The organism is Rhizobium sp. BT04 (assembly GCF_030053135.1).
Taxonomy (GTDB): domain Bacteria; phylum Pseudomonadota; class Alphaproteobacteria; order Rhizobiales; family Rhizobiaceae; genus Rhizobium; species Rhizobium binxianense.
In genome coordinates, this window is record NZ_CP125651.1 from 47178 (window position 1) to 60165 (window position 12988).

A 12988-nucleotide genomic window follows, 5' to 3' on the forward strand; every position below is an offset into this window, starting at 1 on the left:
ATATGGACGGCTCGAACCCTCGGTGCCGGCGCTCGCGTCGACGTAGCAGGTGAGCTCTACAGCCGATTGGCGCGCAACAAGGTGTCACGAGACAGATATCCCGCACGCGTCCCATCGGCGCCCCTGACGTGAAGGCCCGGCATCTCACCGGAGAGGATGAGCGCCAAGGCGTCGTGAACCGTGGCGTCGGCGGCGATCTCGGCATCGCCGTTGGACGGTTCCGGCGCGGTCATGATCGTCGATACCGCAATCAAGCTCAGTCTTTTTATGGCTCGGTCGGGGCCGAGGAAACTCTCGACGAATTCATTGACGGGGCGCGCGAGGATTTCCTGCGGGCTGTCATATTGAAGCAGGCGGCCGTCCCGCATGATCGCGATGCGATCACCCATCTTGATGGCCTCGTCGAGGTCATGTGTGACGATGACGACGGTCTTCTTCACTTTTCTCAGAATATCGCGGAATTCGTCCTGAAGCCGAACACGGGTGATCGGGTCGATCGCGCCGAAGGGTTCGTCCATCAGCATGATCGCGGGGTCAGCTGCGAGCGCGCGGGCGAAACCGACGCGCTGACGCTGCCCGCCCGACAATTCATGCGGCAGGCGCTGCCGCATGATGGCCGGATCGAGTCCCACGAGATCGAGAAGCTCGTCGACGCGGCGATCGCTGCGCGGCTTTTCCCAACCGAGAAGCCGCGGCACGGTTGCGACATTGCGTGCGATCGACATATGTGGAAACAGACCGACCTGCTGGATGACATAACCGATGCTGCGGCGCAGCTCTTTCTGATCGACCTGGGCGATATCCCTGCCGTCGACCAGCACGCGTCCGGCCGTGGGTGTCTCCAATTGGTTGATCATCCGCATGGTCGTGGTCTTGCCGCAACCCGAAGGACCGATCAGGGCAACCGTCGTCCCGGTCTCGATCAGGAGATCGAGATTGTCGACCGCATGCGGGCCGCTTCCGTCGTACTTCTTGGTAACATGATCGAGATGAATCATCCTGATATCCGCTTTCGGCCGCTTAGCGCCGTTGAGTGAAGACGCGTTCCAGGGCGCCGAACGCCAATTCTGCAAAGATTGCGAGCAGAGCTATCGGGACAGCTCCGACGAGAAGGCGCGGCATGTTCATGATCGCGATGCCGGCATTGATGAAATCGCCAAGCCCGCCGCCGCCGATGAAGGAGGCCAGCGCCGCCCCGCCGATGACCTGGATGGCACTCGTCCTGACGCCTGACAGAATCGAGGGCACGGCCAGGGGGAGTTCGATCTCCCACAGCATCTGCCCAGCGCTCATACCCATTCCATCGGCCGCATCGATCACCGAGGCGTCGATCTCGCGGATGCCGATGATCGTGCTCAACAGCAGCGGCGGCACGGCAAGGACGATGAGGGCGACCACCGACGGCAACAATCCGATGCCGAGAAACGGCATCGCCGCCGACAGGATCGCAAGGCTCGGTATGGAGCGCAAGGCGCCGGCAATATTGACCACTGCAAAGGCGGCGCGAGGTGCCCGTGCGACGGCAAATCCGAGTGGCACGGCAATCACAAAAGCGATGCCGAGCGATAGGACGCACATCAGAAGATGACGATTGAAAGCATTGAAGAAGCTACTGGAGTTGTTGAAGATCCAGCTGAATGCATCGATAACGATCATGCTGCTTTACCTCCACTGCGCCGGCGCAGCAGCTTTTCGAAGGATGCAAAACAGTAGTCGGCAAAGAGCGCCAGAAATGACGTCAGCAGCCCGCCGGCGATGATCTTCTCGGGAAACCGCTGGTCGATACCTTCGAAAATGATGACGCCGAGCCCGCCGGCATTGATATAGGCGGCAACGGTCGCGATGCCGATCACCGTCACCATGGCAATGCGGATGCCGCCGACGATATAGGGCATCGCCAGCGGCAGCTCGACTTCCCAGATCCGGCGCGCCGTGCCGTAGCCCATGCCATCGGCAGCTTCGAGTATGTCACGCGGAATTGCCTGAAACCCCATACCGATATTGCGGATCAGGATCATCAGCGAGTAGGCGGCAAGACCCGTAATGGCGGGTGCCGCCCCAATCCCCATGATGGGGATGAGAAGCGCAAACAGCGCCAGGCTCGGCACGGCGAACAGGATACCGGTGAAGATGATGATAACCGCGAAGCTCCGCGGTCGCCTTGCCGCCCATATCCCGACGATCAGCGAGATCACCAGGGCAATGCCGACCGAGGAAAAAACGAGATACAGGTGCTCCAGCAGCGCTTCGAATAGCCGATCGAGGTGTTTAGGGACCCATTTCATCGTCGAGACCTCCGCGTCCGGGCGCTCGCTCGCCTGTCTACCATGAGATCCCCAATCTGCGATCGGCGTCGTCGGCTCTCTGCGGCAGGACATCGTAGGCCGACGGAGCGACCGCCGAAAATCGTTTGAGGCCGAGCCGGCCCAAAGCCGCCGCTCCCTCAGGCGTTTCATGCAGCGTCACGAGACTCCGCTGTAACGCTGTGGCGATGTCCGCGGGCAATGTCTGCGCGGCAACCAATAGCGGCGCGGGAAGCGGATCGGTCGTCGCCAGAATACGAAGACCATCGATCGCGTCGCGTTCGTGCATCGACAACAATTGGAAGGCATAAGCGTCGATCGCGCCCGCATCTATCCTGCCATCCTTGAGGGCTGCGACGATGCCTGAGGGGTTGAGCAGTGGTCCGACCGTCGTGCTCTGCTTCATCGTGCCCGCAAATCGGCCGGCAAGGTAGGAGCGCGCCGCATGGTAGCCCGATTGGGAATCGCGCACGGTCCAGCCCCAGCGTGCCGCAGCGAGATCCGCCACCGCGTTCACCGGCCCGGTGGAGGCGACGAGGATGTGGCTGGCATAGAGTGGCTGGTCCAAAGACCATGCTTCGCTCGAGACGGGTGCCGCAAGCGCCGTCGGTCTTGCGCCCTCGGGCATGCGCGAAAACGGATAGCCGCACATAAAGACCAAACCCATGTCCGGCCTCGCCCATAGCTCCGCCAGCGGCGCAGGGGCTGCATGAGCGATGATCTCGAGTTCTAAGCCGGACTGCAAGCTGACCAGCGCGAACAGCGCGTCCCACAGGCCGCGAATGCGCGGGCTGAGATTATACATTCTCGAACAGGCGACCGGCTTGGACATCACCATGGCGACTATGCGAACCGCAGCCGCTGGCCGATGTTCATCTCCCTGGCCTTCGCCACCATGGCGGCGCCGAGCGCCACGTCGGTCGTGCTGAGGCCGCGATGCCAGAACAGGATCGTTTCCTCGTCGCTCTCGCGGCCGGGTTTCATGCCGCAGACGATCTGGCCGATTTCGGCATGCAAATTCTCGGCCGTCACCTTGCCCTCGTCGACGTGACGGCGAAGCGCTCCGAACGGCTTGCCGGGACCGCATTGTCCCCAATCGTCGACGACGACCTTGTCCATGATATCGGTGAGATCGAATTCAAGCGCGCTCATCGTGCCATAGGGCACGACGAAGGCTCCCTTCTTCACCCATTCGGTCTTGAACAGCGGCGCCGGTTCCGGCAGGCGGCTGGCCTCGACCATGATGTCGGCGCCCTTGAGGCAATCCTCCCAATTGTCGGTGACGATGATCTTCTTGCCGAGGTCCGCCTCGAGACGCTTGGCGAAGGCATTGCGGCTTTCCGGGCGGCGCGAATGCACACGGATTTCGTCGAAGTCGAAGAGATGGTCGAGAAGGCGGACATTCCAGTAAGAGGTTCCGCGGGCACCGATATGGCCGAGAATCTTGCTGTCCTTGCGGGCGAGATATTTGGCGCCAAGGGCGGTCACTGCGCCGGTGCGCATATCGGTGATAGCAGTTGCGTCGATGATGGCCTTCGGCACGCCGGTGTTCGGGTCGAACAGGTTGAGGACCGCAAGCTCCGAAGGCAGATCGACCTTGTAATTGTCGACGAAGTCGCCGACGACTTTGACACCGGCATAGTTCAGCGCTTTGACATAGCCGCGAAGCACGTTGAAATGGCCTTTGTCGGAACTCTCCGGCACGAGATGGACACGCGGCTCGATGACGGTTTCGCCCTTGCCCTGCGCATCCAGCGCCTTCGACACCGCATCGAGAATCTCGTCATTGGTCAGCGCCAGCGCCTTGGCATCGAGGGCGTTGAGATAATCGATCCAGATTTCCTGCATTTCCCGCTTCTCCACATTCCTGTCCGGCTGCTGACCGGACGGATTTTCGAACTAATACCGTTAGGGATCGTCGCGCCAGGCCGCGGCCGGATCGATACCCGGCCGCGGACATGACGATCATTTCGGCAGCAGGCCGTTTTCCTTGAGGAAATCGACCGCCACGTCCTTGGCTTCCTCGTGATCGGTCTCGACCTTGGCATTCAGGACCCGCATCTTCTCATTGTCGAGATGGGAGCCGACCGCTTCCAGCAGTTCTGCTACCTTCGGGTTGGCCTTCAGCACGTCCTGGCGGACAACGGGGGCCACGTAGTAGGGCGGAAACAGACCCTTGTCGTCTGCCAGCGGCACGAGGTTCTTCGAGCCGATCTGCCAGTCGGTCGCCGCACCGTTGGCGACGTCGATGTCCTTTTGTTCCAGCGCATCATAACGAAGGCCAAGCTTGGCGAACTGCTTGAATTCCTTGAACTCGGCGCCGTAGACCCGCTTCAGGCCGGGCAGGCCGTCGGCGCGATCCGGAAACTCGGCGCCGCCGCCGAAGACCAGCGTCTTGGAAACTTTGGCGAGGTCCGACAGCGTCTTCAGATTGTTGGCCTGCGCCGTTTCCTGCCGGACGACGATGACATAGCCGTTGTTGATGCCGCTCGGCTTCAGCCATGTGAGGTTGAACTGCTTGGCGTAGAAGTCCTTGACCTGCGTGTAGACCTTGTCGGCATCGGTCGACATCTCACCCTTGACGACGGACGCCAGCGCCGTGCCGGTATATTCCGGATAAAGATCGATCTCGCCGGCCACCAATGCCTGGTGGGCAATCAGCGTGCCGCCGAGATTGATCTTGCGCTCGACGGTGAAGCCGGCATTTTCCAGAACGGCTGAATACATTTCGGCGAGGATGAACTGCTCGGTAAAATTCTTGCTGCCGACCTTGATGGTCTCTGCGGATGCAGACTGGAACATGGCGGTTGCCATGATGCCGGCTGCAAAGATGCCTTTTGTCCAATTTTTCATAATCATTCCCTCTTGTTGACTTTTCAATGAACGAACCGACGGCATTCCCCAGAATAACCATCGGCATGACCGGTCGGTGTCCTGCCCTTCTTGTCGGGGCAGTGGCAAACCGGGCTTATTGCGGGCCGAGCCCGATCAATGCGGCAATCGTCGCAAAATCCGGCCCTTGCGCGCGATCCTCTTCGAGCGCCGGGACGTGGTTGCGCACGAAAACATAGGCATCAGCCGATCCCTTGCCCAATTCGCCCGAGACGCCGCGCAACTCGACGGCCTGTACCGAGGCGATCAGTTCGATGGCGACGAGATAGCGCAGGCGCTCGACGATCGCCTGCGTCTTTGCCAAAACGCTCGGCGCCATCGACGCCTGGTCTTCGACGCCATCGGCGACGGGAAAGGGCGAGAGCGAAACCGGCATGGCGAGATGGCGGATTTCGGCCTCCATGGCCGAGACGGTCTTTTGCACGGTCGCAAAACCGGTACGACTCTGGCCCATCGGGGTCAGGAAGCGCGGGAGGTCGGACATGCCGGGCGACATGATCTTCATGATCCGATAGGCCGTGCCTGCCGCACAATGCGCCATCGCCTGCCCCAGCCTTTCCCAGGCAAGCACAAAGGCAGTCATGTCGAAATTGCCGTGTGCAAGAATGACGCCCTCGGAGGCGATCACGACAGGATTGTCGCTGGAACTGACGAGCTCAATCTCGGTCGCCTGCCTTGCCTCGTCGATCGCATGGCTCAACGCACCCCAGACCTGCGGCGTGCAGCGGTAACTCAAAGGATCCTGAAGACGTCTTGCGGCATCGTCGGCGAGCAAGGAGCTTCCCGAAAGCAGCTCCATCAACTGGGCCGCGACGCGGCGCTGTCCAAAGGCCGGTCTCGCAGCCAGCGCGAGATCGTCGAAGACGCTGACATTGGCGCGAAACGCTTCGAAATTAACGGCAATTGCCTTCAGGGACCAATCGAAGAGCCGCTCGATATCCTCAAGAGCCAAGCAGGCGAGGCCGATGGAGAGACTGTTGGCCACGACAAGCGCATGCCCGTCCTTCGGCGCCAATTGGAGGGGCTTCAGGCCGGCCCGTTCAAGAGCGGCGGCGGCCGGCAGCACGTCGCCGCCAAGCTCGATCTCGCCGAAGCCAAGCAGTGCCCGGCTCATATGGGCCAGCGGAGCCAGATCCGCCGCACCGATCGAGCCCAATGACGGGACGACGGGATGAAGACCTGCATTGATGGCGGCGATCAGACCGCGGAACACGTTCAGCGAAACGCCTGAACCGCCCGCCGCCATGCCGGCGGCCCTGACAGCCATCATCGCCCGCACGGCCTCCTGTGCCAGCGGCTTTCCAACTCCGACCGCGCGGGCTTGCGGCACGCGCATCTGGAAGGCCACCAGATCTTCCGTTGCAAGTCGTGTATCGACCCCGGCTCCCAGTCCCGTGGTCAGGCCATAAACCGGCAGATCCTTTTCGGTATAGCGATCGACGACGGCGCGCGCCGCCGCAATCCGGGCCTCGACCTCGGCAGAGATTTCGATCCTGGCGTGACGACGGGCAATTGCTGCGATGTCCTCGATCGTCAGTGGCGTCGCGCTGAGGGTGACCGATGGAGAATGGGGGGCGCTCACTGTTTCTCTCCGAGAATGGCGACGGGTTTACAAGGACCTTTGGTCGACCGTGCTTCCAGCCGATATTGCGCGCCGGGATAATACAGCAGCGCGCATGTCACGACGGCTTCGCCCGACCAGGTCCTTCGAAAGACTCGCAGGCAAGGATGATCATTTTTCAGGCCGAGATATTTGCGGACTGCCGTATCCGGTTTGACGGCCTGGACGACATGTTCGAATGCCGTGATCGGCGCCACCTTGGTCAGATATTCGTTCGGCGTCATGCTGCTGAAATCGGTCGACAGATAGTCGGGCGCGACCAGCGGATTGACGTAGCGCTCCTCGATCTGAATGGGCTGGTCGTTTTCCAGGTGCACGATCAGCGAATGCATCACCTCAGCGCCGAGGGCCAGTTCGAGCGCGTCGGCAACGTTGGCATCCGCCTTCATCGAGCCGGCCTTGACGATCGCCGCCTTATGCGTGTGACCGCGTTCCAGTATTTCGTCGGCGATGTTGCGGATCTGAAGCAGATCGACGTCGAGATGTTTTGGCGACACGAAGGTTCCGATGCCGGCGGATCGTTTCAGCACACCCTCGAACATCAATTCCCGCAGCGCCCGGTTCGCCGTCATGCGGCTGACGCCGAATGCCGCCACCAGTTCGCTTTCAGAGGATACCCGGTCTCCCGGCTGCAGCTTGCCCTCGGCGATGTCTGCCAGGATCTGCTCCTTGATCCTGATATAATGGCGCGCCTCGCCGGCGGCCGGTTTGACCGCTTTCGTCATGACAGCCTCGCCATGCCGTTGTCGAGGATGGTCACGCCCCGAGAGGCAACGATCCCCTTGAAGCGGATATCGGCATCGTTGCGCCAAATCTGCAGGGTGATCGTTTCGCCGGGAAAGATCGGCGCGCTGAACCGCGCTGCGATCGCGCTCAAACCGGTAGCCATGTCTGGATCGAGGGCAGCGGCGATGCCGTAGCCGGCATAACCGAAGCTGCACAGCCCATGCAGGATCGGCCGGTCGAAGCCGCTCCGACCGGCTGCCTGCGGATCGACATGCAGCGGATTGAGATCGCCGTTCAGGCGATAAAGCAGAGCAGCGTTACCAGGAATGTCGACATTGAATTCGAAGTCCGGCTCTCGGTCCGGGACTTTGGATAGAGGTTCAGGCGCAGATCCCACCGAACCGCATCCACCGTCGCCGCGACACGCATTCGTCTGGACGATCGTCGCGATCGGCTCGTCACCGTTTGCGGTTGCGATCAGCCGCTCGAAGCTGACGAACATGCCTTTCTCGACGCCACGGTCGACCACCGACAAGACGCGCGACCGGGAGATCAGCGGCACATCGAGAGGGACCGGCCGGTGGATCGTCAGGCGATGTTCGGAATGTACCAGACGCGTCCAGTCGACGCCCGTCTGCTGCATCCAAGGGCCTGGGTGCGCCACGATATTGGCGAGCGTCGGCGCGGTCACGAGATCGCGTTCATAGACGTAGTTCAACGCGTTTTCTTCGAGCGCATTGGTGCCGTAGCCAACCGACAGGGCGTAAAGGATGGCATCCCTTGCGGTGACCACATGTGTTGCTTGCGGCACCGGGAAGTCGAGGATGGACTGGGGCGACAGCGTCACGATGCGGCTCCGCCAGATGTCGCGGGTTTGCGAACGCCACCGGACAGGCGGATGCCGCCGTCAACGGAAAGCAATTCGCCAGTGACGAAATCGGCGCCCCGAACAAGCCAGACAATAGCGCCGGCAACATCTTCCGGTGTCGCCACCCGGCCGAGCGGCGCGGTCTCCGAAAATCGCTTGGCAATGGCGCCATAGGCATCCGGCCCGAGCGTGTCGCGCATCCAGCGCGTGTCTATAATGCCGGGGCAAACCGCGTTGACGCGGATATCGGGACCGCAAGTGCGCGCCAGGGCCAGGGTCAGCGCATTGAGGGCACCCTTGGAGGCCGTATAGGCAAGCGAACTGCCGCCGCCGGTAAAGGCTACGTTGGAGGAGACATTGACGATCGCGCCGCCGCCGCTGTCACGCATGGCTGGCACCGCCGCCCGGCACATCTGATAGGCGCCGATGACGTTGACCCCGAAAACGTTCTGGAAATCTTCGGCCGACAGCGTCTCCAGATCGAAAGGATCGGATTTGACCGTCATTGCGGCATTGTTCACCAAGGCGTCGAGCCGCCCCCATCGATTGACGGCGGTCGCGACCATCCGGCGGCAAGCCACGTCATCGGCAACGTCGGCCTGGACGATCTCGACCTCCGCACCCAGGCTGCGGCAGATATCGCCGGTCTCATCGGCTTCCTTCTTGCTGCGGCTGTAATTGACCACCACCCGGGCACCGCCCTCGGCGAATTGTTTGACGCATGCGGCCCCGACACCCGTTGCCGAGCCCGTGACGATAATGACGGCGCCATCGATTTTCATGGGACAAAGTCCTTCATCGCATGGGTGGAAAACAGGCGCGCATCCATCTGTTCCAGCTGATCCGATACCGCGACGCCCTTCGGCAGGCGGTCGAGAACATGGGCGGCAAGATCGATGCCGGGGGCATACTCCGTCAGGGTCAGGCATCCGTCGATCACCCGAAAGACGGCCCGCTCGGTGACGACGAGCTGTGACTGGCCTTCCGGCGCAAAGACCGGGCTCGAACTGATTTGGTCGACATGGTCGACGATCTTGCAAACTCTGCCATCCCTAGTGATGTCGAGCTTGCCGTCGGCAACCGCAATTTCCGCGCCGCCGGCCGAGAATGCGCCGAGATAGACAACGTGCTTGGCCGTCTGCGAAATATTGGTGAAGCCGCCGACCCCGACGATGGAATTGTTGAAACGGCTGACATTGACCGCCCCGTGCCGATCCACCTCGGCCATGCCGAGAAAGGCGATATCGAGGCCGCCGCCGTCGTAAAAATCAAACTGTGATGCCTGTGGGACGATGGCGGTCGGATTGACGGCAGCGCCGAAGGACAGCTCCTCGGCCGGCACGCCGCCGATGACGCCGGATTCGATCGTCACCGTATAATCGTCGAATCCCTCTTCGCCGGCGATGCGGCCGATCCCGGCGGCAATGCCGATGCCGAGGTTGATCGTCGGACGATTGAGCGGCGCCAATTCCAGGAAGGCGCGGCGCTGAATAATCTTGTCGACCGACAGCGGCGCCGGCTGCAGGCGGCTCACCGCCATCCGGACGCGCCCGGTGTAAGCGATATTGTCAGTCTCGGCGAAACTGACGCCGTGCTCAGCCGGATCATCGCAGACCACGACATAATCGACCAGCACTGCCGGGATGCGAACGTCGTTGGGCTGCAGCGAGCCGCGCTCGGCAATCCGCTTGACCTGGACGACGACGATACCGCCGGAATTGCGGCCTGCCTGCGCCATGGCAAGCACGTCGAGCGGGAAGGCCTCGTCCTCGAGGGTGATATTGCCATCCTCGTCGGCCGTCGTTCCGCGCAACAGCACGCAGTCGAGCGGCATCGACGGATAAAGCAGCCATTCCTTGCCGCGCAACGACACACGCTCGACAAGCGCACGCGGCGTCGTCGCATTCATGCGGCCGCCGCCATGCAGCGGATCCATGAAAGAGCCGAGCCCGATATGGGTGACCACGCCAGGCTGACCGGCGGCAATCGCCCGGTAGAGCTGCGCGATGACGCCCTGCGGCCAGCAATGCGCTTCGATCTTTTCCTCGATCGCCAGCCTCCCAAGGCGCGGTGTCCCGCGCCATCCCCCGGCGATCACGCAGGCGACAAGACCTTCATAACCAAAATGTCCCATGCCGCGTGTCTGACGATCGCCGGTGCTGGCGGCAAACAGAAGAGTCAGGTTGCGAGGTTTTCCGGAGGCGAGGAAGCGCTTCTCGACGGCCGCCGTGATGGCCTCGGGATGGCAGCATCCTCCAAAACCCGAAGCGGCGACCGTCATCCCGTCTTCGAGGAGATCCGCAGCTTGTTGTGAAGAGATGACCTGCATGACAATCTGTGCTTCCGGCTGACCTGTATATACAGCTATCCGCCGATCCTTTGGAAGGCAACCGGAATCTTTGCAAGTATTTTGGGCAGATTACCTTGATCAGGCAATATTCAGCAGCCCGATCAGGCAAAGCCCAAGGGCCGCCAGCGCCAGCAGCGACAGCGCCGCCGCGGCGAGGACCCGGCCACCTGTATGGCTGACGGACCCGATATCGACGGAGAGGCCCAAAGCGGCCATCGCGGTGACGGTGAAGGTGGCGGAGACGGCCGACATTGCCGGCAGCAGCGGCGCCGGGATCGCGCCGAGCGACCGAAGCGCTGCCATGGCCGCAAAACCGAGAATGAACCACGGCAGAACATGGCGGAGATGGATTGCGGAGCCACCACCACGGCGGCCATGCAGCGTGCCAAGCATCAGGATGACCGGTCCGAGCATCATCACCCGGATCAGCTTGACGAGTGTGCCCACCTGGGTGCTGACGGCGCCGGCAGAAGCCGTGGCCGCCAACACCTGCGGGACGGCATAGGCTGTCACTCCTGCAAAAACGCCATATTGAACGGCGCTGAGACCAAAGAACAGGTGAAGAAGCGGCAGCGTCAGCACTGCACCGATGCCGAGCAGCGCGGTAAAAGCGATCGAGGCGGCGACCTCGTCCGGCTTGGCGCCGATCACCGGCGCCGCAGCGGCAATCGCAGAATTGCCGCAGATCGAGTTGCCGCAAGCAACCAACATCGCAAGGCTGGTCGACAGCCCCAAGAGCCGCCCGATCAGAAAGCTGCCGGCCAAAGACAGAGCAACCAGAACGGCAATTCCACCGACGAGCGGCAGTCCGGCCTGCCTGACGGCAGCCGTGCTGAGCGAAGCGCCGAGCAACACGACGGCAATTTCGAGAAGCGTCTTGGCGGCGAACTGGATGCCGGGAATGAAAGTCCGCGGCAGCCGGATCGAAGAGCGCACGACGATGCCGATCAGAATAGCAAGCACGAGGCTCTCGATCCAATGCGAGCCGAAAATCATGATCTGCAGCCGCTCAACCAGGTGTGCAATGAGCGTGACTGCCGCACAAAGGACAAGGCCCGGCAGGACAGAAGGAAGCGACAGGGGACGTGAGGCAGAGATGAGCATCGGCAAGACCTTGCGGAATGCTGCACTGTCCCACACTCAATTGTCGACTTCTATTGAATAGTTTGATAGAGTTTATTCGGTAAAATCGAACGATTGAATCATGACCTTCGAACAGCTCTCTATTTTCGTCGCGGTGGCCGAGCGCGAGCACCTGACCAACGCCGCCTCCGCCATCGGGTTGACGCCATCGGCCGTCAGCTCGGCTATCCGCAATCTCGAGACCTCCTATGGCGTCGAGCTTTTCCATCGCGTCGGACGCCGCATAGAGTTGACATCTGAAGGACGGGTGTTTCTGGGGGAGGCAAGAGCGACGCTCGCACGCGCAAAAGCCGCAGCGCTCGTCTTGTCCGATCTCGGCGGCCTGCAAAAGGGTGAACTGGTCGTTTTTGCGAGCCAGACGATCGCAAGCTATTGGCTGCCGGCGATGTTGATGCGTTTCAAGATCCGCTACCCGGGCATCGATCTGAAGCTGATGATCGGCAACACGACCACGGCGGCAAAAGCGGTACTCGATGGATTGGCCGAAGCCGGCTTCGTCGAAGGCAGCGTCGATGAGCCGGCGCTGAATGTGCAGCCCCTTGCCGAGGATGAACTCCTTGTCGTCGTCGGCCCGCGCCATCCCTGGGCGCGCGGCAAATCAATTGCACCGGCGGACCTTGTTTCGGGCACAAAATGGGTCATGCGCGAAAAGGGCTCCGGAACCCGGTCGGCTTTCGAGGCGGCGATTTCCAATCTCGGCATCGGCCCCGAAGATCTGGCCGTCGCGCTTGAACTGCCATCGAACGAGGCGGTCATATCGGCAGCAAGAGAGGGCCTCTGCGCGACGGTCGTGTCGGGGGCCGTGGCCGCGCCGCTCTTGACGCAAGGCCTGCTGGTAAAGGCGCGTTTCCCTCTGCCGTCCCGCCAATTTGCAATCCTGCGGCATAAACAAAGGCACCCTAGTCGCGCCTCGTTGGCGCTGGAAACGATTTGCCGCGAGGATAAAGCCACCGAAATTAAAAATTGGGATGATTGGGCGCTCTAAGGAATCGATCTACTGCACGGACGACGTATGCGCCAAACGATGCTTCCCATATGGAACGAAATCAACGTGCGGCGGTTATATGATCGCTTCCTCCTCAACA

The 12988-nt window shown here is 61.6% G+C and carries 13 protein-coding genes; 1 reads left to right on the top strand and 12 read right to left on the bottom strand.

Going from position 1 to position 12988, the window contains the following annotated elements; all coding sequences use genetic code 11:
* Window positions 1–56: 56 nt before the first annotated feature.
* The 12 genes from QMO82_RS05545 to QMO82_RS05600 form a co-directional block, all read right to left on the bottom strand.
* A complete protein-coding gene (locus QMO82_RS05545; protein WP_183609169.1) occupies window positions 57–998 on the bottom strand; it encodes an ABC transporter ATP-binding protein in 942 nt (313 codons plus the stop codon).
* A 22-nt stretch (window positions 999–1020) separates the two neighbouring features.
* Entirely contained in the window at window positions 1021–1656 is a 636-nt protein-coding gene (locus tag QMO82_RS05550; protein WP_128460554.1) for an ABC transporter permease, read from the bottom strand.
* On the bottom strand, window positions 1653–2285 hold the full coding sequence (locus QMO82_RS05555; RefSeq protein ID WP_003550062.1) for an ABC transporter permease: 633 nt from the start codon (window positions 2283–2285) through the stop codon (window positions 1653–1655). The genes QMO82_RS05550 and QMO82_RS05555 overlap by 4 nt, the downstream gene beginning before the upstream one ends.
* A gap of 37 nt (window positions 2286–2322) precedes the next feature.
* Complete coding sequence (locus QMO82_RS05560; protein WP_283196512.1) at window positions 2323–3141, bottom strand: phosphate/phosphite/phosphonate ABC transporter substrate-binding protein; 819 nt, start codon at window positions 3139–3141, stop codon at window positions 2323–2325.
* 5 nt (window positions 3142–3146) lie between these two features.
* Complete coding sequence (locus tag QMO82_RS05565; protein WP_183609171.1) at window positions 3147–4151, bottom strand: ornithine cyclodeaminase family protein; 1005 nt, start codon at window positions 4149–4151, stop codon at window positions 3147–3149.
* 117 nt (window positions 4152–4268) lie between these two features.
* Window positions 4269–5201, bottom strand: a complete 933-nt coding sequence (locus tag QMO82_RS05570; RefSeq protein ID WP_183609172.1) for a glycine betaine ABC transporter substrate-binding protein — start codon at window positions 5199–5201, stop codon at window positions 4269–4271.
* Between the two features lie 70 nt (window positions 5202–5271).
* The gene (hutH, locus tag QMO82_RS05575) at window positions 5272–6777 is read right to left on the bottom strand and encodes a histidine ammonia-lyase (RefSeq protein ID WP_183609173.1); all 1506 of its coding nucleotides are present in this window, start codon (window positions 6775–6777) and stop codon (window positions 5272–5274) included.
* Window positions 6774–7541 carry a histidine utilization repressor gene (gene hutC / locus QMO82_RS05580; protein WP_183609174.1) on the bottom strand — a complete coding sequence of 256 codons (768 nt, stop codon included), beginning with the start codon at window positions 7539–7541 and terminating at the stop codon, window positions 6774–6776. The genes hutH and hutC overlap by 4 nt, the downstream gene beginning before the upstream one ends.
* Window positions 7538–8389, bottom strand: a complete 852-nt coding sequence (locus QMO82_RS05585; RefSeq protein WP_183609175.1) for a MaoC family dehydratase — start codon at window positions 8387–8389, stop codon at window positions 7538–7540. The genes hutC and QMO82_RS05585 overlap by 4 nt, the downstream gene beginning before the upstream one ends.
* Window positions 8386–9192 (bottom strand): SDR family NAD(P)-dependent oxidoreductase, encoded by an 807-nt coding sequence (locus QMO82_RS05590; RefSeq protein WP_183609176.1) that lies wholly within the window; start codon window positions 9190–9192, stop codon window positions 8386–8388. Before QMO82_RS05590 ends, QMO82_RS05585 begins: the two co-directional genes overlap by 4 nt.
* On the bottom strand, window positions 9189–10739 hold the full coding sequence (locus QMO82_RS05595) for an acyl CoA:acetate/3-ketoacid CoA transferase (protein WP_183609177.1): 1551 nt from the start codon (window positions 10737–10739) through the stop codon (window positions 9189–9191). Before QMO82_RS05595 ends, QMO82_RS05590 begins: the two co-directional genes overlap by 4 nt.
* A 99-nt stretch (window positions 10740–10838) precedes the next feature.
* Window positions 10839–11864, bottom strand: coding sequence for a YeiH family protein (locus QMO82_RS05600; protein ID WP_183609178.1), 1026 nt, complete (start codon window positions 11862–11864; stop codon window positions 10839–10841).
* 100 nt (window positions 11865–11964) lie between these two features.
* On the opposite strand from QMO82_RS05600, the gene QMO82_RS05605 reads away from it, so the two are divergent.
* Entirely contained in the window at window positions 11965–12888 is a 924-nt protein-coding gene (locus QMO82_RS05605) for a LysR family transcriptional regulator (RefSeq protein WP_183609179.1), read from the top strand.
* The last annotated feature ends 100 nt before the right edge of the window (window positions 12889–12988 follow it).